The following is a 17527-nucleotide window of genomic DNA, read 5'->3' as shown; positions in this document are numbered from 1 at the left end:
CAGCATGAGGCAGGTCAAGTAAGAGAAACGTATCAACTATAAAGTAACCAGCACGTCAGGTAAAGGATTTTACACTCAATTGCCTGGATGCTGGTTAAAACCAACGCGTAAGTGGTTTACTGTTCTTTCAGTTATTTGAAATAAATGCTCATAGCAAATTCTTAACCAATTGTTTTTTTATTACTATTAAAACACAGGGTTCTTGCCTAATTTTTAAAACAGATATCACTACTTATTTTGCCTTGCCATTTCCCACAACCGATCAATATCCGGATTCAAAATAATATCGGTGCGTCGGTTCTTGGCACGGCCCTCAGCTGTTGAATTATCGGCAATTGGATTAAACATAGCCTTTCCAGCAGACGTTAACCGTGTTGGCTCTACATTATATTTCTCCCGCAAAAAGCGCACTACTCCATTAGCACGCTCAGTGCTTAATGTCCAGTTGTCTCCACCTTTTTTATACTTCACATTATCTGTATTACCCAGCACAATTACTTTCAACTTGGGATACTCGTTCAATACATTTGCTAAAGTACCCAATGCCCTTTTACCCTCTTCACCCAAGGCGGAACTACCACTTTTATACAGGAGCTGGTCGGCCATACTTACATGTACCAATCCTTCCCGATAATACACATCCACACCTTTGTCTTTAAATTCAGCTAAGGCATTCTCCAAAAGTTCTTGCAGTTTCATTAGGCTATTGGCTTCATCAGTTAGAACGGCACGTATCTCTTCTAACTGCGCTTCCTTTTGCTGACAGCTTGCCTTGTACTTATCATATTCATCTTTTACGGAATTATATTGCGACTGGTAGTCAGTAGCCTGTTTTTGTAGTGTGGCAACATTACTTTCCAATTCACTATTGCGTGCCTGTAATTGGCTGACCTGGCTTTGTGCAGCCTCTATCTTTTTCTTACCGCAGGAAGAAGTCAATGATACTACCAGAACTGCAATAGGTAAGATTGCTATTCGTAACATAGAATGTTGTTTTTAGTTTTAGAAATAGTGGTTTTATCTTTTCTTAAAGCCAAGAAAACGATAGTTAATAGAAAGCAATACCGAGAAGCGGTCTTTGCCAATACAATTGGACTCTGCGCGTAGCTGCCAACGTTTATTGAATTGGTATTGTGCACCTATTACCCCTGCCCATTTAGATTTTGGCGCTTTATCCATTTCATAAAGGATATAGGTCTCCCCTTTAGGGCGGCCATCTAATCTATCTTGTAAACGCTGAACAATTTCATCTGCCACTTTTTTCCCTGTAGGACTTAGCTTTTCATACCAGCTTGAATAGCTTTGCTTTATCTCATCTATCTTTTCCTGTGGCACATCTGGCAGGGCTTCACTCAGTGATACTTCACCCTTTGTTTCGTTGTTTAAGAAAATACCCATGGCACCTACCCAAATGGAAAAGTTTTTTTGCGGATCTACTTTTGATTTAATGACATGGCCTACCCGAAAACCTAATATCTGTGTAAAGACCTTGTTGGTAAGCAACTGCATATCTGACCAGGTGAAATTGTAATCAGCTTGAATCCATACGGGCCCTAAACCACCGGCCCCCATTAAACCAAGCCCCCAAGTCCATCCACTTTGCTCTGGCTTTGAAGAAAGCTCTACGGGTTCGGCTAAATTCACTTCAGTGCTGGCATAGGGCAAATAAGCCAGCAAACCATAAACATTTAAGAAAGGCAGCACCCAAACATCAACACGCGTGTTGATGTTGTATACTTTAGCATTCACCTTGCTAAATACAATTACTTCGCTCATATCGGCAGGCCCTAAGGTTGTGTCAGGCGTTCTCACGCCTATCTTCAAATTAGAGAGTGCCATATCCTGGTTGCCCCAGAAATTGTTGATCATTACACCAATGGGGAAAGGAATATCAAAACCTTTTTTATAGACCTTATCACCGAGAATGGGAAACACCCGATCGTAGTTCATTTTCATCAGGCTATCATAGTATGCCTGATGCTTTTTACTATAATAATGTTGATTTTTGGCATTGTAATACTTTTGCGTGGCTTGCTGCGCAAGAGCTTTTACTACAACTACCTGTGTTATTATCAACATGAAGAAAAAAACCAATCGGGCACTCCATTTCATAACTAATTTTATCCTTTAGTTTTTATGAGTGTACCATCGGGTGAATAATAAAGGCGTTTTGTATCATTACCTTTTTTGGCTACCACTTCATAATATTCTTTGCTCTTGGAATAATTTTGATCTTTGAAGTAGGTTTTCGAAACCACCTTATATCCGGGATATTTATGGGCCACATCTTTTAGCGCCATTACTACAGGATTTGGCAGGCTCGTGATCTTTTCTTCTACTTTACTTTGTAATAGTTTACCATCTTTATCATACAGCCCATAATACTTCAGACCCTCATTTTTGAAGCTTATCGTATAATAATTAACATCAGCATCGGAAGAAAGATTGTCTTCTTCAGACACGGCCCATCCTTTATTAGCAGCATCTGCCTTTGTTTCAAAATATTGAACGGATTTAGCATTAGGGAATCGTTTATTTAATGAATCTACAACCTGCTGGGGGGTGTATTGCTTATCAAGCTTTTTAGAGCCTTTAATAACCATTTCATCCTGTGCATTTGCGAAGAAAGAAAGAGATAGCACAAACAGAATTGCAGTGAACAAGTACTTTTTCATAATTTAAGTTTGAAAAGAGGTTAAATGGTTAATTTCTTTTTCCTAATAAAGCATGTGTCTTTCTTAGTTCTTCATCTTTTCGCTCCAGCTCTAAAGCCATATCGGCAATGATCTTTTTCAGACGTGCATTTTCTTGTAACAGCAATTTAATTTCAGACTTGCTTCTGCCAGTCAATGCATGTCCTTGTATGTGAGTATCAGGTTTCATAAACTTTTGCTTCCATCTTGCAAATACACTATAAGAGAGATTATATGTTCGTAATACAGCCGTTACACCTGATGCTTCAGCCTCCTTTAATATGCTTATTTTCTGATCATCAGAAAACTTTCTTCTTTGGATAGCCATTGTAAAAGCTGTAGTTAAATAGTAAGCTAAAAACCTGTTTATGATTTTTTAGCCTTTGGAGGAAATCCTTCCATAATCATAGAAATGGCTTTTGGGATTTTGGTATCCGGATCCTTAATCGGTCCATCAATCTCCTTATTCCCTATCCCTTGCCAAATAAGCTTTTGTGTATTTGCATCAATTATATCTATAATCAAGGAGCCATCTTTATAATGCTGCACATCGTAGTTCGTATAACCAACGCCTCCTCCCCAATAGTAAGGCCTATACACGCCGCCATAGCCATAATTGGTAGCGCTTACCGATGTTCTATCTTTAAATATGGCTACCGAATTGATTAGCACATCGGGATTAGATGTAGCCTCCTGGAAGCCTTTCTTCACCATTTCGCCACGTATAGCATCAGCAATGCGACTTTGATTTAACTGACTAATTGTTTGACTACTATCACTCTTGAAAAGAGCAAAGGTTTTGTACTTGGCAAAATCAACGTTTTTATCATAATCCGAATTTACTTTCAACGGTGGGCTGCAAGAATAGGTTACAATTAAAGGGAGTAACCAACACAGCTGCAGCAAGAACTTTTTCATGTACTTATTTTTTATAATTAAAAACAGATAAAGGGTAACAGGAGAGCGAAAATGCCATCAGAGGGACTGAAGAACTTCTTACATAGAATAGACACTACCAAAGAAAATAAGCCGCCATTTACCTTTAGTAAATTGAGATATCTTTTATTGAATCCCTTTCAATTTGAATGCTCACTGCTATTTTTTATTGGCAATTAAATAATTACGCAGTATTGCTTTGGCCCTACGCAGTTGTTTTTCTACCGTATCAACAGGCCTGTTTAGAATAATGGCTACTTTTTTTAGAGGAAAGTGCTCGTAAAAATGCAACAGATACACTTCTCTATTTTTAGCGGGCATCCCTTTCAGGCATTGCGCTACTCTTTGCTTCAACTCAACAAAGTCTATGAATTGATCTACATCGTTATTAACATACACTATCTCACTCGACGCTTGGGCTATATGTCTTTTGTAAACCGACCGGCTTCTCACATAATTAAAGATTCTGTTTCGCAACGAAGTGTATAAATATGGCCGGATGGCGGTAGTTATTTTGAGTGCTTGTTGCCGGTTATGCAAATGCACAAACAGGCCCTGGACCATTTCTTCACAACTATCCTCATCGTCAAGGAATTGTGAAGCAAAATGCAATAAGGGATTCCAATACCTTTTATACAAGATCTCAAACGCAATAGCATTCTGATTCATCATTAAATCAAGCAGCTCAACATCAGTATTTATACAAGTAGGATGACCGTCATTTTTCATAGTAGCCCATTATGTAAAAGATAAATGCTTGCTATGTTTTCAAATGCTACGGCAACAAAATGCAGATTGGTGATGATAAAAAAAGCGCAATAGATCAATCGCAAGGCTCAGATTAGTTCAGACTTTGATTCAAAATATAAGAGAGATACTTGAAAGCTATCTAATACTTTTTTTTGTTCGCATCTCATTTATTCATGGTTGAACTATTGGCACGTGTCTATTATATACCTCTATATAAACTTAACTAAAAAAAGAGATGATAAAGCTAGAGATATGTTCAGGCAATTGCAAGTCATTTTTGTATTAATTATTTTAAGTTGGCAAGTAGATATTCATGCTCAATCCAGAAGAGATACGCTCTATTTATTTAACGGACAGATTTTTATTGGTTATGTTAAAGGTGCAAATTTAGGAGTCCTTACATTTGACGAAATGGATCTTAAGTACATAAAGATCAGGATGTACAAGATTAAAAGGATCAATACTGCCCGCCGTTTTAAAATAGAAACACTTGACAAGCATTTTTATTATGGATATCTAAAACCATCTTCACAGGAAAATTGGGTAAAAATTGTAAGTGATGAAAAAGACACCATAGAAATGAAGATTACTGATTTGGGGGTCATACTAGCTTTAGAAAATAAGTTCCTGACGAGACTGAACGGTAGCCTTTCGGCTGGCTTTAGCTTCACAAAAGCCAATGAAGAAGGACAAGTAAACTTTAGCACCAATTTGTACTACCCAATGAAACGCTTTGGGCACCAACTGTCTTTATCAACTATTGGTTCAATCGACTCATCAAAATATTCTAGGGATAAGGAAGATGGCAGTTTGTTTTCGATTTATAGTGTAACACCATCCTGGTATTTGGCTGGTAGTTTTGTCTATCAACGTAACCTGGAGCTTTCGTTAGCCAGAAGGTATCAGGAACTAATTGGCGGTGGTAATAAACTTGTATCAAAAACAGATATGCAGGTGCTATTTACAAGTGGAATATCTTTTAACCAGGAAAAAAGTACGACAGGTATCATAAACGACCTATTATTAGAAGTACCTGTCATTCTTAAATTAAACTACTTCAAATATCACCAACCTAATATTCAGATTAGTTCTACCAATTCTGCTTTTTTTAGCTTAAGTCAAAAAGACCGTGTACGCTTTGATGCCAATATCTATTTCTCGTGGGAACTGGCCAGGCGCTTCTATTTGACCCTTAGCCCTTATGCTAACTATGACAGTAAACCACCGGAAGGCGACAGTAATTTTGACTATGGTTCTGCCATTAGTATTTCCTTCCAGTTTTAGGTTTTGCACAAAATGAAAATAAGCTATCAAATCTTTAACAAGATGTACCCAAAAAAATAAATCATTACATTCTTTACAGAAAATGAATAGAATTTGAACTTTTCTATTCAGTTACAAAAAGTACTGCAACAAAGCAAAAAACGCCCTTAGAATAAACTGTTTTAAGCAGTGCCAATATTTATAAATATTAGCAATAAGTAACTTACATAATTATAACATCTATATACAGCATTGTACCTTCACTTTCTGATCGAAATCCGGTTATAGTTACAGTTTCTCTTCCACCATTTCTAACCCACTCCTACCTTATTAAACACCACTACCAAACTACAGCTCTGAAAAACCTTTATACTGACTAAAATCATTCCATATGACTGCAAAACTTTACAAGTGCCTGGCTTTAATTGTAATAGTGCTACTGGCAGGCTGCTACCCGGAAGGCGCTCAATATACTGAAGAGTTAGACTTGGTTTATACCAACTATTACAATCAATTCGACTTTAAGAGCCAAAAAACCTTCGCGATTCCGGATAGTGTAGTAAAAATTACAGGTGACGCCTTCACTGACCCGGATGGTGATGGGAAGCCCCAGTTTGCCAACCCAACTTACAGCGCTGCAGTATTGAATAAGTTAAAAGAAAATATGGCTGCCAATGGATGGACCTTGGTCAACAAAAATAACAACCCAGATGTGGTTTTATTGGTTTCAGCAATGACCACTACTAATATTTATTACTACTATGATTGGTGGTATTGGGACTGGTGGTATGGCGGCTGGTATGGCTGGTACTATCCTGGATGGTATTATCCTCCTTATGTAACAGGTTATCGATCAGGGTCGATCTTCATTCAAATGGCTCAATTGAAGGGGCTGCGAACAGGAGACAATGCGACAGTGGCATGGAACTGTATTATCAACGGCTTGGCCGAAGGCGGTACAGCAGATATAACTGCACGCATACAGACTAGTGTAGACAAGGCCTTTGCGCAATCTCCTTATCTAAAAATCAATTAAAGTCAACTACCATGAAATCGATAATAACCCTGCTATTTGCCATTACCTGCGCAGCAGTTGTTCATGCGCAGCAAGGCTTTAACTTTACAATTGCTTACCCAGTTTCTTTTCCGGTAGGCAACATGAGTGATTATATAAGTAAAACCAGCTTTAGGGGAATCAATATGGAATTCAACCATTTTAGAACGCCCTATTTGAATGTAGGAATTGAAACAGGCTGGAATGTGTTTTATGAAAGAGTTGATGATAAAGTGTATACAGACAAGACCGCTTCTATTTCAGGTGTTCAGTACCGGTATACGAATGCAGTGCCTATATTGGCAGGCGCCAAATATTACAAACAAACCGACAACAAGAATTTAAGACCTTATATTGGATTTGGCTTGGGTACGTTGTATATAGACCGATACACAGACTTTGGATTATATCGTATTGTAAATGACACATGGCAATTTTGTCTTCGGCCTGAATTGGGGATTGCTTATGGACTAGGCAATGGGTCAGCGATTACACTAAATGGAAAGTATTATGCAGGATTTGAAACGGACGACCTGGATGCACAGAATTTCGTTTCTGTCAGCTTAGGGCTCATATTTGGCAACAAGTAGCAGACCATGCCTAAATATTATCAATTGCTAACAATTAATAAAGGCGTAAAAAAATTATATAAATTCAAAACCATTTTTAATTAAACAATTATTAATGTAAATGTGTTTCTTAATAAATCCACCAAAGCTTTTTAAATCCTAATCTGAAACATAGCCATATAGCAGGATGTAATTTTTCAAAGCAGCGTTTAAGCAACGTTTTCAACAAGAAACACAACATTACTTAACATACTGCAGGTAATACTAGCAGATGCACATATGGCGATGAAAGCAGGCCATGTATGTCTATACATGGCTTTTATTTTTTTCATTGCTAAAAGAGCAAGGTTAGTCATTCAATTTTATTACAAATACAAGCCTACCATTGAAAAGAAAGAAACTGAAGCCTTATTCGTACGTTCGAAATATCAATTGGGAAAAAATGTACTTCTCCGATCAGTTTAAGCGCATTCACAGAAGCTATATTATACCGTTACAAAAGATAAAAGCGATTGTGAATCGTAAAGTTCGGCTTACCCATATTGAGCTACCTTTTGGCGATAGTTATATATCAGCAATACAAGATTGGACTAAAAGGTAGTTAACATCCTTTAAGCGGTTCCACTTTCAGGTGAATTCTATTGCATTCCTATTTCCAATGCCAACTTATTACTTAGCATAGAGCCTGGCTACACCTTCTTGTAGATGCCTGGTAGCCCAACCATTATTGATCGGCTGAAAATATAGAGCAAGAATGAGCGGATACCAACCCGTAAACTAACCGCTCACGACTCGGCCGTGAGTCCAACACCAGCTGGATACAAATGGCCACTAAGAACAGAGACAGACTGGAAATGGACTGCTATAGATAGGGAAAAGAAATGCTTTTACAAAACAATACGATTTATAGTTTTAAATTAGAATATGGTTACTGATAAAATAGAAGTAATAAAGGGGGATATCACCAAGATGGTAGTAGATGCTATAGTAAATGCAGCCAATACTTCTTTAATGGGCGGTGGCGGTGTAGATGGCGCTATACATAGGGTTGGCGGCCCGGCCATATTGGAAGATTGCAGAAAGATTGTAGCACGCCAGGGAGGTTGTAAAACTGGCGATGCTGTTATTACGACTGCCGGCAACTTACCAGCGAAATATGTGATACACACAGTGGGCCCTATTTGGAATGGCGGCAATAGTGGAGAGCAGGAGAAATTGGCTAATTGTTATAGAAATTCATTAGCACTGGCATTAGAGCATAATTGCCATACCATTGCTTTCCCTAACATTAGTACGGGTGTTTACCGTTTTCCTAAAAAAGAGGCGGCCTCTATTGCCACTAATACTGTAAAGCAATTCCTGGCAGGGACAGATTCTATTAAAAGTGTACTGTTTGTGTGTTTTGACGAAGAGAATTACCAATTATATAAAGACCTTCTTTCTGCGTAAACCAAGGTCTATTAAAATAAATTCACAAGCATAGCAAAATAGCAAATAAAGTTAAAAGGGCCCAAAATCAACAGATTTCATGTTGAAGATAAGATTAAATCTATCACCAATCTCCTATTAAGAGATAGTAAATCCCATTGAGTAAAGTGTTTGGCACAAGCTTTTATTTTTTGTGGATGTGACAACCCTAATAGTTGCGTTTTGGTTCTCTTCTGTAATAGCATGAGCGACAGCTTTCAAAAATTCGTTTTGTTTTTCCCTTCCTTCAGAATGGCAATACATATTTTCTAACTGAAAGTTTTCTTCTTTACGCTTTTCAGTAGCAAGCTTATTACCAGCGGCTATCGGCTCAACATTATTAGTACGCCATATACAATATAACAAACGACCATCTTTACAGTAAGTATAGGAGCTCTCTCCATGCCCATATCGACGCATAGCGTCTTCTAAAAATTCCCAACGGGTTTGCAATGTTCCATTTGCTACAAATAACAAAAGGTCACTAAGTTCATTTTTATTAATAGCCATGGAATCATTAAATGCAATAACAGTTGTAGGTGATATATACACTTTTACAGCAGGTGGCTGCACCACTTTTTTGAGTTTTTCAACTGCTGTTTTCAATACACCTTCCCGTTTAACCTGGCGAACCCTATTTTTTAAAAGGTAAAGCCGTTTACGTAGGGCCAGTTCAGCCCCCATGGGCCATTTACCAGCTTTAGCCAAATATTCATATGTTTTCCTGCGTATTTGCCGTTTTGCACGATAAATAACACTATCTGTAACTATTAATTCACAAACAGGCTCATGGCTTGTAGCCATTCTTTCTTTATAAAAATCACCACCCGGTGTAAGATCAAGAACAGCTTTTCCTTCGTTTACTAATTGTTGCCCCAGTAGCATAAAACTTAAATACCCTGGCGAAATACGCTTTGCATAAAATGGGGCATGTACATTGAAACCACCACTTAAATACACCCACTCCTGGTCAGTTACAGCAGATATTGAGGCAAATATTTTTCCACTTACCTTGAGTACCGTTACATGTAATAAGTTTTGATCAAACAAGGCCAGAATGAAATCTTTTTTAAAGAGGTCATCAAGAAATTGATTTTTATTGAACATCGCTCCCTGGCGAAAATCATATAGAGTAGCTAGTTCATTTAAAATAGCCGCAAATTGACCCTTATCTGTAATACGCTCAAAACTAACTTCACCTAGTCTTTTCAGTCGATTCAATTTTAGTTTTAGATCATCTTTACGAAAGACCATATTTATGTTTGGATCGTTGAGGTTCATTAATGGACGGCTACCGGCAAGCCATACGCAGCGTTTTTTCCATTTGGGCTCCCGCATCCATTGAATGGGTGTATGAGGTGGAATATAGCGTAAGTAAATAGGGTATTGAGGAAATAACTGAAGTAATTTTGTGAAAGCTACTTGAATAAACGATCCATTATCAGTACCATCCGTTAGCCACGTATGATATTCGGCATCGTAATGTCCCGCACCAACGATCTGTCCTTTATTACCAGAAACAGGTGCTGCTAATGTAAGCAAGCCATTAAGTTGATCTTCGCATTCAGCAATTACTAAAACTGGAAGAAACTTAGTGCGGTAGATCTTATACCATGTAAGAGCAAATGATTGGTGCTGGAAAATAGTAGCCCAAGGACAGCTTTCAAATAACTTGTCCCAATTTGCTAGAAACGTGGAATTGGAGAGTAACTGCCAGGCATCCTCACCTACATGAATAGCAATATTATTACCCTTTAGCGACTGTAACGCTATTTTACTTGTGGCTTGAGTTTTCATTTCAAATCATTTTAGTTCGTCGATCTTGGCTTCACGCCAATAACACATTGTTTTTCATAAATACTATTCGTAGATAGTACACTATTTTGGCTGGAGACAAAGAGCATTAGCACAATTACTTGAAAAGTATTGTCAAACGCACTGTACCCCAGTTAAAAATCTGTCAGTTAAACTTTCTGAATATTGGAAAAATCTTTTTTAGCCTGGCCCCTAGGGGAGCCCAAAGTCCAGCAATCCGACAAATATTCTCTTCAAAAGACATGCCCTCCAGAAACATAATTCTTGGTAACTCATATTTATTTTTCAGAGAGCCTGGTAGCAGGTAGTCAGGTTGAGTAGAGAAAGCCAACCGGTATCGCAATTTCTTTAGCACCTCTATTTCACGAGCACCATAGGTTCCATTTGGGTAAGCAAAATAGCGCATCTCTTTGCCGGTCCAGTTTTCCAGTTTTTGTTTTGAAACTTGTATTTCTTCTACTACATGATGATCATTACAAGTTGTTAAAATGGGATGCGTATCTGTATGTGCGCCTATGGTAACACAATTAGAATCGGCGGCTCTCTTCACCTGATCAATAGTTAAAGCTGATCGTTCAATAGGGAAACTTCTTTTAATCTCGTCTACCTTTAGCAGCCTCTCTTCATTACTCCAATTCTTTAAGGTTTGCACGGGGACACATTCTATGCCTTTTTCCTTTGCTTTTGCTACATGTACCCACCAATAAGATCCTTCTTCAACCGGGTTGGTGGCTACAAAGATGGTTACAGGCACTTGATAATTATTGGCCACTTCAATAACATTAGCCTCATTCGACTGCCAACCATCATCTACTGTTATTAATACTCCACCTTTGGGAAAATGCTGATTATTTTGAATGATACGTTCAATATCCTGAACGCTTAAAAACTTAAGATTATATTTCTTTAACCATCGAATGCATTGTTCAAACTCCTCCCTACTTGGGTTATGAAAGAAAATGGATAAAATACATTCCTCATTAAGAATCTTTTTCATTCTTCTTTTTAAAGCACCCGATAACAGCAACATACTAGCAACAAGCCATCCGCCAAGTACTCTTGCTTTTACATTCATAGAAGTTAGTTTAGAAAATGTTTTAATCTCGCCCTACAAAGGGAGTTTAGCTTAAACATTTGTCTTGAAATATTTCTTCTCTGATCATCATAAGCTATCGCTCTAAATTTTCAAAACTCTTAATTATCACTATCAGCACTGTTGGCTCGCTTAAACCCTAAATCCTTCAGTGTTTGACAAATGAATTTGTCACCCTTTCTTACATGGGCGTAAATCACATTGTGCGTTTGATCCATTGCTACCACAGTACTAATAACCGACAACAACAAATTCTTTTTATTATGCAGTATTGAATGGTAATAGAAACCTGTTAACTTAGGTTCATTAGCGGTTTTTGAAGATTTTGCACTTGCAAGCCATACACAAGCCTGCAATTGGCCTTTCTCACAATAAGAAAAGCACGTTTCACCATCTTCAAATCGACGCATGGCATCTTCAAAAAATGCCCACGAGTTCAGAGATGATCCTTTTGGATCAAAACAAAGCATGTCACTTAGCGAGTTTATGTTAATCGTTACTCCATTAAATGATGGTAGTATTTGACCATGCTGAAAAACATAAACGTTTTCTTTATTGGGAGTAATGATTCTGGAAACGAAATACTTTATAGAAAATGGAAGGCCTTTTTTAAAAACATGTTTATACTGATCTTTTAATTTCCATGTATACCATTTAAACTTACTTGGTGTATATCCAATAAGTAATAGCAGCTTTTTAAAGCCTTCTGCAGATGCTAATTTGAGTTTGCTTACCTGTAGTTGATATGGGCTACTTACAATGAGATGAAAAGCCTCTTTATAGTTAGTTGCTAACTGCCCCTTGTATGGATCATCACCAGGAGTAAGGTCAAATACTGAAATACCCTCGCTTGCCAATTGTTTTCCCAGCATCAACAAATGCAAAATGCCCGGTGAATATTTAGCAAAAGATGGCGCATGGGTATTAACACCTTGCAAATGCACCCAACCCTTTCCAAAAACACTAACATTAGCGGCAATAATATCCTCATTTACCTTTAGTACTGTAGTATGTAAAAGTCCCTGTTTAAATAAGGACAATAAGAAGTTCTTACGCTTTGGATCCTGTAGAAAAACGGCTGTGTTGAATACGGCTTTCTTTCGAAAGTCAAATTGCAGAGCCAGCTTATCAAGTATAGCTTCAAATTCAGAATAAGAAGTAATATGTACAAATTGCAGGTTTCCAATCCGTTTAAGGCGGTTTAGCTTTTCCCGGCGGTTCTTTTTCTGTAGCTCATTTATAAAGTGGTCTTCTTTTATTTTCAACAACGGCTGTTTGTAAACCTTTACTAAACAACGCGCTTTAAAGTAGGTACTCTCATTGACCCAATGCATAGGAGCATTATCCGGAATATATTTTAGTTGAACTTTTGTATTTGGTAAGTAACTATCAACGATTTTTAATGCTTTACTAATAAAATCATTTCCATTATTCTCTGTAGCCAGCCATACCTGGTATTCAGCCTGAGCATCACCGGCGCCTATAATAAGGCCATCCTTTGTTTTGGCTAATAACAATAAACCCGTAAGCCTGCGACCTTCAAAACTTACAATGAAAAGTGGAATGTACGTTTCTTGATAATTGCTATACCAGGTAGTAATAAACGCGCGACTTTGAAAAACGGTGCCCCAAGGACAGTCTTCATACAGCTTATCCCAACCTGATAAAAATGAATCATTTGAAAGTTGCAGCCATGCTGCTTTGCCTTCAAAGAGCTCAATTCCATTTTTGTTTAGCACATTTATGGCTCTAGTTGAAATAGTTAACATAAATCTTCTAATCAGGCATATGCAGCCCGTTGAAATGAGTATAGGACTTAATGGTTTACAATCGTCACAATAATGAAAAATGATTGTTTTTTTTGCTGCTAATTACTAGAGTAGAAACTTAAGAAAAGCAGTCTTGGGGGCATTCAAAGGGAGAAATTCGTTAGTGAAAATAATAGCTATAATTGTTATATGCAAGAGTTCTCCAGTCAAAATATTGTCCTAATTGGGACTTTGTTGCAAGACTATTGCATTACATAAACAATCATTTTTACGATGTTATCATGTAGTATAATACTGCTTGTTGAAAAAAATGGTTGCTTCTAATTATAAAATTCATTGCCTCAAAATCCCCTATTTAAACATCTTATCTAACCACCTCATTTTCAATGTTATTATAACGAATAAGCCTGTATGCAAAGGAAACCTACCCAAACTACTTATAACCAGCCTAATTAGCGAAACAGATTCATACAATTGATGATTCAATCTTTTAGATGGCTGTAATAATTAGTTGCACTTTGGCTTGCCAATCAATTATTGCCTTTTCAACAAAAAGAATAGTTTTCTTTATTTAAACTCATAAATAATCCTGTTTTCTTTTGTAGCTAAGCTGAGCAATAAACTGTTATCATTCTACAGACATTGTGATTTTAGTAGCAAATCATATTTAAGGTTGGTATCCTTTTCATAAAAAGATTCCCATTTATCTGATAGCTAATGATTGTTTCAAAGTTGGAATTCCAATAAGCCAATTGACTTATCTCAATGTATTTCATTGACAAATGTCAATGGTATTTCTTGCGATAGCGCAATGGAGCGAGGCTTTGGGTAATGGTAGCTTTGCATAACAATTAAATTATGCAAACAAAACAAACCATAGCCATTATAGGTGCTACAGGCAATATGGGTTCTTCACTGGCAAGGACCTTGGCAAAGGGAAACTATCGTTTGCTTTTAAAAGCCAATCAGCAGGAAAAGCTAGTAGAAATAGTTAACCAAATAAAAGAGGAAACACCGGGTGCCGATGTAGAAGCGGCTCTTTGCCCCAAAGATGCCAGTTGGGAAGCTGATATTATAATTGCAGCCATTCCCTTTCGGGCGGAAAAAGAAGTGGCTGAAAAAATCAGAGACTACGCTAATCAAAAGATTGTGATCAGTATTGCCAATCCATTGAATGAGACGTATGATAGCCTAGTAACCCCTCCCTCAACCAGTGCAGCTGAAGAGCTGCAAATGCTGCTACCCCACGCCAAAGTGGTAAAAGCATTTAATACAACATTTGCTGCCGATTTCTTTACTCCTGTTATCAATGGAAAGCAAGTAGATGCCTTCTTGGCTGGAGACGATGAAGAAGCCTTAGGAACAGTTTCTGAACTAATAAGCACTATTGGCTTCAACCCTATTATAGCTGGTAATCTATCTGTTAGCAGAACACTGGAGAATATGCAGCTCCTTTTAATTCAACTAGTTAAAAGATATAATTATAACTGGCAGGCAGGCTGGAAAATCTTACATAATTAATAAACCTTTTTAGTAACCAATCGTAAATAGCAAACAAATCATGATGAAAAAGTTAACCGTAGTTCTTTCCGCATTTATTCTATTATCCGCATTTACTGTATTGAATAATGTTTGGAAAAACGATGCCCCCCATTCACAACTGGGTTTCACAGTAAAGCACCTGGGTATTTCTGATGTATCTGGTACATTTAATGACTTTGAAGTAACTGTAAACTCTGCAAAATCCGATTTCAGTGATGCTGTAATTGAACTGACAGCAAAAACAAACTCTATTGATACAAGAGTAGAAGCAAGAAATAACCACTTAAAAAGTGCTGATTTTTTTGATGCTGCTAAATACCCGACCTTGACATTCAAGAGCACATCGCTTAAAAAAGCAGGAAAAAATAAATACAAGCTTTTGGGCAATCTTACTTTACATGGCATAACCAAGCCTGTAACTATGGATCTTGAATACAAAGGCACTGTAGAAAACCCTATGAGCAAAAAACAAACGGCCGGTTTCCAGGTAACAGGCGTTATTAAGCGTTCCGACTTCAACCTGGGTAATGGCTTCCCTGCTCCTATGATCAGCGATGATGTAAGAATAAAAGCAGATGGCGAGTTTGTTCAATAAGGATCATTATTACCATATCTTATTAGAATACCAATTGCCTTAATAGCAATTGGTATTCTTCCTAACTCAATTTCCTCATTTTACGTATCCTGAAACGACACCTAAAACACTAAAAAAACCATGAAAAGAATTATAAACGTTGGCCAAACGTCAAACAAGATTGATGTAGCCCTATTATTAGCCCGTGTAGCAATAGCCATTATGATGTTAACTCATGGCCTTCCTAAAATGGTCCATCTTTTTTCTGGCGATCCTATTCAATTTCCAGCGGTGATGGGTATGAGTCCAGAAGTTTCATTAGGACTTACCGTATTTGCTGAAGTAATCTGTTCTATTTTACTTTTAGTAGGTTTTACTACCAGATTAGCAGCAATCCCCTTAATGATAACGATGCTTGTTGCCGTACTGGTTATCCATTCAGCAGATGCCTTTGCACAAAAAGAAATGGCGCTTCATTACTTAGTAGCCTATATTGTTTTATTCATAGCAGGTAGCGGTAAGTATTCAATTGATTATTTACTTCAACGTAAACTATCAATCAGGGCTTCTCTTATTTAACTGAAGCCCTTCCCGACTTATTTGAATGGAGATGATTCTATCGGCAATATTTAAGGTATGGAAAGAAAAGCATTTTTAAGAACATTAGTAACAGGAGTAGCAAGTATGACAACCTTAGCAGCGTTTAATCAATTTACATCTGAATTAAAAGAGCAGGAAACCCTTATGCCTGTTTTGTTTGTTGGTCATGGTTCTCCAATGAATGGCATTGAGGATAATGAGTTTAGCCGTACCTGGAAAGCAATGGGAAAACAGATCCCCACTCCTGCCGCCGTTCTTGTAATATCTGCCCATTGGCTAAGCCAAGGCACACGCATCACCGCCATGGATTTTCCACAGACCATCCATGATTTTGGCGGCTTTCCCAAAGAGCTTTATGAGGTACAGTACAAAGCACCAGGTAATCCCGCGCTGGCCAAAGAAACCAGCCTATTACTTACTTCTGCTCTTGTAGAAATGGATCATGACTGGGGATTGGATCATGGTGCCTGGACCGTTGTTCGCCATATGTACCCTGAAGCAAACATCCCAGTATTACAGTTAAGCATTGACTATACAAAAGGCCCTCAATATCACTACGATTTGGCTAAGGAGCTATATAGCTTAAGAAAAAAAGGAGTGCTCATTATAGGCAGTGGAAACATGGTTCATAATCTCCGTATGGTAGCATGGGATAAGCTGAATGAATCGGAATATGGTTACGACTGGGCACTGCAAATAAATAATAAGTTCAAAGAATTGATTGGCAACGGTCACCACGACTCGTTGATCCGTTACGAATCGCTGGGGAAAGAGGCTTTACTGGCCATCCCCACCCCCGAGCATTACTGGCCCCTACTATACACACTGGGTTTAAAGGGCGGTAAAGATGCTATTTCGTTTTTTAATGATAAAGCTGTAGGGGGTTCCCTTACAATGACCTCAGTAAAAATCGGATAAAGCGTTCTATATCTACAAACAAGATTTCAAGTCTTGTCCCTCATACGAAACTTGCTGGGTTCCACACAGTTTTATACATTTAAACTTCTACATTATAAAAGTAGTTTCCGAATGCCATTTGAAAATCGCAAGCAAGACTTGCTGCCCTTTCATTTTTTTTTAATTCGATTAACCCGTTTTAGCTTATTTGCCTTCATCTTAATTGTATTTTCTGTTGGCATTGGAACTGCGGGCTATCATTATTTGGCTGATTTAGGCTGGATTGATAGTTTTTATATGGCATCAATGATCCTTACAGGAATGGGCCCCATTGTTGATATGAATAACAATGCAGCCAAACTATTTTCGTCATTCTATGCACTGTATAGTGGTATAGCTTTCTTAACGATCTCTGCGGTGTTTTTTGCACCGATCATACACCGCTTTTTACATAAACTCCATGTAGACGAGGAAGAGTAACTGTTCCTGGATTATAAATCAAGGG

General features: G+C 37.8%; 19 protein-coding genes. 10 read left to right on the top strand and 9 right to left on the bottom strand.

Translation table 11 applies throughout. The features are described 5' to 3' along the window. Positions 1-228: 228 nt before the first annotated feature. The 6 genes from SY85_RS00540 to SY85_RS00515 form a co-directional block, all read right to left on the bottom strand. Positions 229-984 (bottom strand): OmpA family protein, encoded by a 756-nt coding sequence (locus tag SY85_RS00540; RefSeq protein ID WP_066401286.1) that lies wholly within the window; start codon positions 982-984, stop codon positions 229-231. 33 nt (positions 985-1017) lie between these two features. After that, a complete protein-coding gene (locus SY85_RS00535) occupies positions 1018-2112 on the bottom strand; it encodes a hypothetical protein (protein ID WP_066401285.1) in 1095 nt (364 codons plus the stop codon). Positions 2113-2120: 8 nt separating this feature from the next. Continuing rightward, complete coding sequence (locus SY85_RS00530; RefSeq protein ID WP_066401284.1) at positions 2121-2675, bottom strand: hypothetical protein; 555 nt, start codon at positions 2673-2675, stop codon at positions 2121-2123. A 28-nt stretch (positions 2676-2703) separates the two neighbouring features. Further along, the gene (locus SY85_RS00525; RefSeq protein ID WP_066401283.1) at positions 2704-3021 is read right to left on the bottom strand and encodes a transposase; all 318 of its coding nucleotides are present in this window, start codon (positions 3019-3021) and stop codon (positions 2704-2706) included. A gap of 38 nt (positions 3022-3059) precedes the next feature. Continuing rightward, positions 3060-3611 (bottom strand): DUF4136 domain-containing protein, encoded by a 552-nt coding sequence (locus SY85_RS00520; RefSeq protein ID WP_066401282.1) that lies wholly within the window; start codon positions 3609-3611, stop codon positions 3060-3062. A gap of 177 nt (positions 3612-3788) precedes the next feature. After that, a complete protein-coding gene (locus SY85_RS00515) occupies positions 3789-4358 on the bottom strand; it encodes an RNA polymerase sigma factor (RefSeq protein WP_066401281.1) in 570 nt (189 codons plus the stop codon). Between the two features lie 273 nt (positions 4359-4631). On the opposite strand from SY85_RS00515, the gene SY85_RS00510 reads away from it, so the two are divergent. From SY85_RS00510 to SY85_RS00490, 5 genes are all read left to right on the top strand, one after another. Then, positions 4632-5663 carry a DUF481 domain-containing protein gene (locus SY85_RS00510; protein WP_066401280.1) on the top strand — a complete coding sequence of 344 codons (1032 nt, stop codon included), beginning with the start codon at positions 4632-4634 and terminating at the stop codon, positions 5661-5663. Positions 5664-6033: 370 nt separating this feature from the next. Beyond that, positions 6034-6678 carry a DUF4136 domain-containing protein gene (locus SY85_RS00505; RefSeq protein WP_066401279.1) on the top strand — a complete coding sequence of 215 codons (645 nt, stop codon included), beginning with the start codon at positions 6034-6036 and terminating at the stop codon, positions 6676-6678. A gap of 11 nt (positions 6679-6689) precedes the next feature. Beyond that, positions 6690-7286 carry a hypothetical protein gene (locus tag SY85_RS00500; RefSeq protein ID WP_066401278.1) on the top strand — a complete coding sequence of 199 codons (597 nt, stop codon included), beginning with the start codon at positions 6690-6692 and terminating at the stop codon, positions 7284-7286. A 421-nt stretch (positions 7287-7707) separates the two neighbouring features. Further along, positions 7708-7866: a LytTR family transcriptional regulator DNA-binding domain-containing protein gene (locus SY85_RS26195; protein ID WP_099459411.1), complete on the top strand. Its 159-nt coding sequence runs from the start codon at positions 7708-7710 to the stop codon at positions 7864-7866. Positions 7867-8189: 323 nt separating this feature from the next. Continuing rightward, complete coding sequence (locus tag SY85_RS00490) at positions 8190-8714, top strand: O-acetyl-ADP-ribose deacetylase (protein ID WP_066401276.1); 525 nt, start codon at positions 8190-8192, stop codon at positions 8712-8714. A 117-nt stretch (positions 8715-8831) separates the two neighbouring features. Here the strand turns inward: SY85_RS00490 and SY85_RS00485 are convergent, their stop codons facing one another. The 3 genes from SY85_RS00485 to SY85_RS00475 all read right to left on the bottom strand — a co-directional run bounded on the left by SY85_RS00485 (position 8832) and on the right by SY85_RS00475 (position 13409). Further along, on the bottom strand, positions 8832-10529 hold the full coding sequence (locus tag SY85_RS00485) for a GNAT family N-acetyltransferase (RefSeq protein ID WP_066401275.1): 1698 nt from the start codon (positions 10527-10529) through the stop codon (positions 8832-8834). A 163-nt stretch (positions 10530-10692) separates the two neighbouring features. After that, the gene (locus tag SY85_RS00480) at positions 10693-11622 is read right to left on the bottom strand and encodes a polysaccharide deacetylase family protein (RefSeq protein ID WP_066401274.1); all 930 of its coding nucleotides are present in this window, start codon (positions 11620-11622) and stop codon (positions 10693-10695) included. 119 nt (positions 11623-11741) lie between these two features. Then, positions 11742-13409 (bottom strand): GNAT family N-acetyltransferase, encoded by a 1668-nt coding sequence (locus SY85_RS00475; RefSeq protein ID WP_066401273.1) that lies wholly within the window; start codon positions 13407-13409, stop codon positions 11742-11744. A gap of 858 nt (positions 13410-14267) precedes the next feature. Between SY85_RS00475 and SY85_RS00470 the strand changes: the two genes are divergently transcribed. From SY85_RS00470 to SY85_RS00450, 5 genes are all read left to right on the top strand, one after another. Then, on the top strand, positions 14268-14930 hold the full coding sequence (locus SY85_RS00470) for an NADPH-dependent F420 reductase (RefSeq protein ID WP_066401272.1): 663 nt from the start codon (positions 14268-14270) through the stop codon (positions 14928-14930). Positions 14931-14970: 40 nt separating this feature from the next. After that, on the top strand, positions 14971-15546 hold the full coding sequence (locus tag SY85_RS00465; protein ID WP_226998958.1) for a YceI family protein: 576 nt from the start codon (positions 14971-14973) through the stop codon (positions 15544-15546). A 120-nt stretch (positions 15547-15666) separates the two neighbouring features. Continuing rightward, positions 15667-16104 (top strand): DoxX family protein, encoded by a 438-nt coding sequence (locus SY85_RS00460; RefSeq protein WP_066401270.1) that lies wholly within the window; start codon positions 15667-15669, stop codon positions 16102-16104. Positions 16105-16161: 57 nt separating this feature from the next. After that, on the top strand, positions 16162-17043 hold the full coding sequence (gene ygiD, locus SY85_RS00455; RefSeq protein WP_226998957.1) for a 4,5-DOPA-extradiol-dioxygenase: 882 nt from the start codon (positions 16162-16164) through the stop codon (positions 17041-17043). A gap of 111 nt (positions 17044-17154) precedes the next feature. Then, positions 17155-17502, top strand: coding sequence for a hypothetical protein (locus SY85_RS00450; RefSeq protein ID WP_066401269.1), 348 nt, complete (start codon positions 17155-17157; stop codon positions 17500-17502). Positions 17503-17527 lie beyond the last annotated feature (25 nt).

Origin of the sequence: Flavisolibacter tropicus (assembly GCF_001644645.1) — a bacterium.
Lineage (GTDB): Bacteria > Bacteroidota > Bacteroidia > Chitinophagales > Chitinophagaceae > Flavisolibacter > Flavisolibacter tropicus.
The sequence above is the reverse complement of the archived record's forward strand: the minus strand, read 5'-3'. Positions and strand labels throughout refer to the sequence as shown.

What these genes read in the sequence shown, in the direction of transcription:
- SY85_RS00480 (WP_066401274.1), bottom strand. Translation starts at nt 11,622, where the DNA reads ATGAATGTAAAAGCAAGAGTACTTGGCGGATGGCTTGTTGCTAGTATG.
- SY85_RS00505 (WP_066401279.1), top strand. Translation starts at nt 6,034, where the DNA reads ATGACTGCAAAACTTTACAAGTGCCTGGCTTTAATTGTAATAGTGCTA.
- SY85_RS00525 (WP_066401283.1), bottom strand. Translation starts at nt 3,021, where the DNA reads ATGGCTATCCAAAGAAGAAAGTTTTCTGATGATCAGAAAATAAGCATA.
- SY85_RS00475 (WP_066401273.1), bottom strand. Translation starts at nt 13,409, where the DNA reads ATGTTAACTATTTCAACTAGAGCCATAAATGTGCTAAACAAAAATGGA.
- SY85_RS26195 (WP_099459411.1), top strand. Translation starts at nt 7,708, where the DNA reads ATGTACTTCTCCGATCAGTTTAAGCGCATTCACAGAAGCTATATTATA.
- SY85_RS00500 (WP_066401278.1), top strand. Translation starts at nt 6,690, where the DNA reads ATGAAATCGATAATAACCCTGCTATTTGCCATTACCTGCGCAGCAGTT.
- SY85_RS00490 (WP_066401276.1), top strand. Translation starts at nt 8,190, where the DNA reads ATGGTTACTGATAAAATAGAAGTAATAAAGGGGGATATCACCAAGATG.
- SY85_RS00470 (WP_066401272.1), top strand. Translation starts at nt 14,268, where the DNA reads ATGCAAACAAAACAAACCATAGCCATTATAGGTGCTACAGGCAATATG.
- SY85_RS00520 (WP_066401282.1), bottom strand. Translation starts at nt 3,611, where the DNA reads ATGAAAAAGTTCTTGCTGCAGCTGTGTTGGTTACTCCCTTTAATTGTA.
- SY85_RS00515 (WP_066401281.1), bottom strand. Translation starts at nt 4,358, where the DNA reads ATGAAAAATGACGGTCATCCTACTTGTATAAATACTGATGTTGAGCTG.
- SY85_RS00535 (WP_066401285.1), bottom strand. Translation starts at nt 2,112, where the DNA reads ATGAAATGGAGTGCCCGATTGGTTTTTTTCTTCATGTTGATAATAACA.
- SY85_RS00485 (WP_066401275.1), bottom strand. Translation starts at nt 10,529, where the DNA reads ATGAAAACTCAAGCCACAAGTAAAATAGCGTTACAGTCGCTAAAGGGT.
- SY85_RS00465 (WP_226998958.1), top strand. Translation starts at nt 14,971, where the DNA reads ATGATGAAAAAGTTAACCGTAGTTCTTTCCGCATTTATTCTATTATCC.
- ygiD (WP_226998957.1), top strand. Translation starts at nt 16,162, where the DNA reads ATGGAAAGAAAAGCATTTTTAAGAACATTAGTAACAGGAGTAGCAAGT.
- SY85_RS00460 (WP_066401270.1), top strand. Translation starts at nt 15,667, where the DNA reads ATGAAAAGAATTATAAACGTTGGCCAAACGTCAAACAAGATTGATGTA.
- SY85_RS00530 (WP_066401284.1), bottom strand. Translation starts at nt 2,675, where the DNA reads ATGAAAAAGTACTTGTTCACTGCAATTCTGTTTGTGCTATCTCTTTCT.
- SY85_RS00450 (WP_066401269.1), top strand. Translation starts at nt 17,155, where the DNA reads ATGCCATTTGAAAATCGCAAGCAAGACTTGCTGCCCTTTCATTTTTTT.
- SY85_RS00540 (WP_066401286.1), bottom strand. Translation starts at nt 984, where the DNA reads ATGTTACGAATAGCAATCTTACCTATTGCAGTTCTGGTAGTATCATTG.
- SY85_RS00510 (WP_066401280.1), top strand. Translation starts at nt 4,632, where the DNA reads ATGTTCAGGCAATTGCAAGTCATTTTTGTATTAATTATTTTAAGTTGG.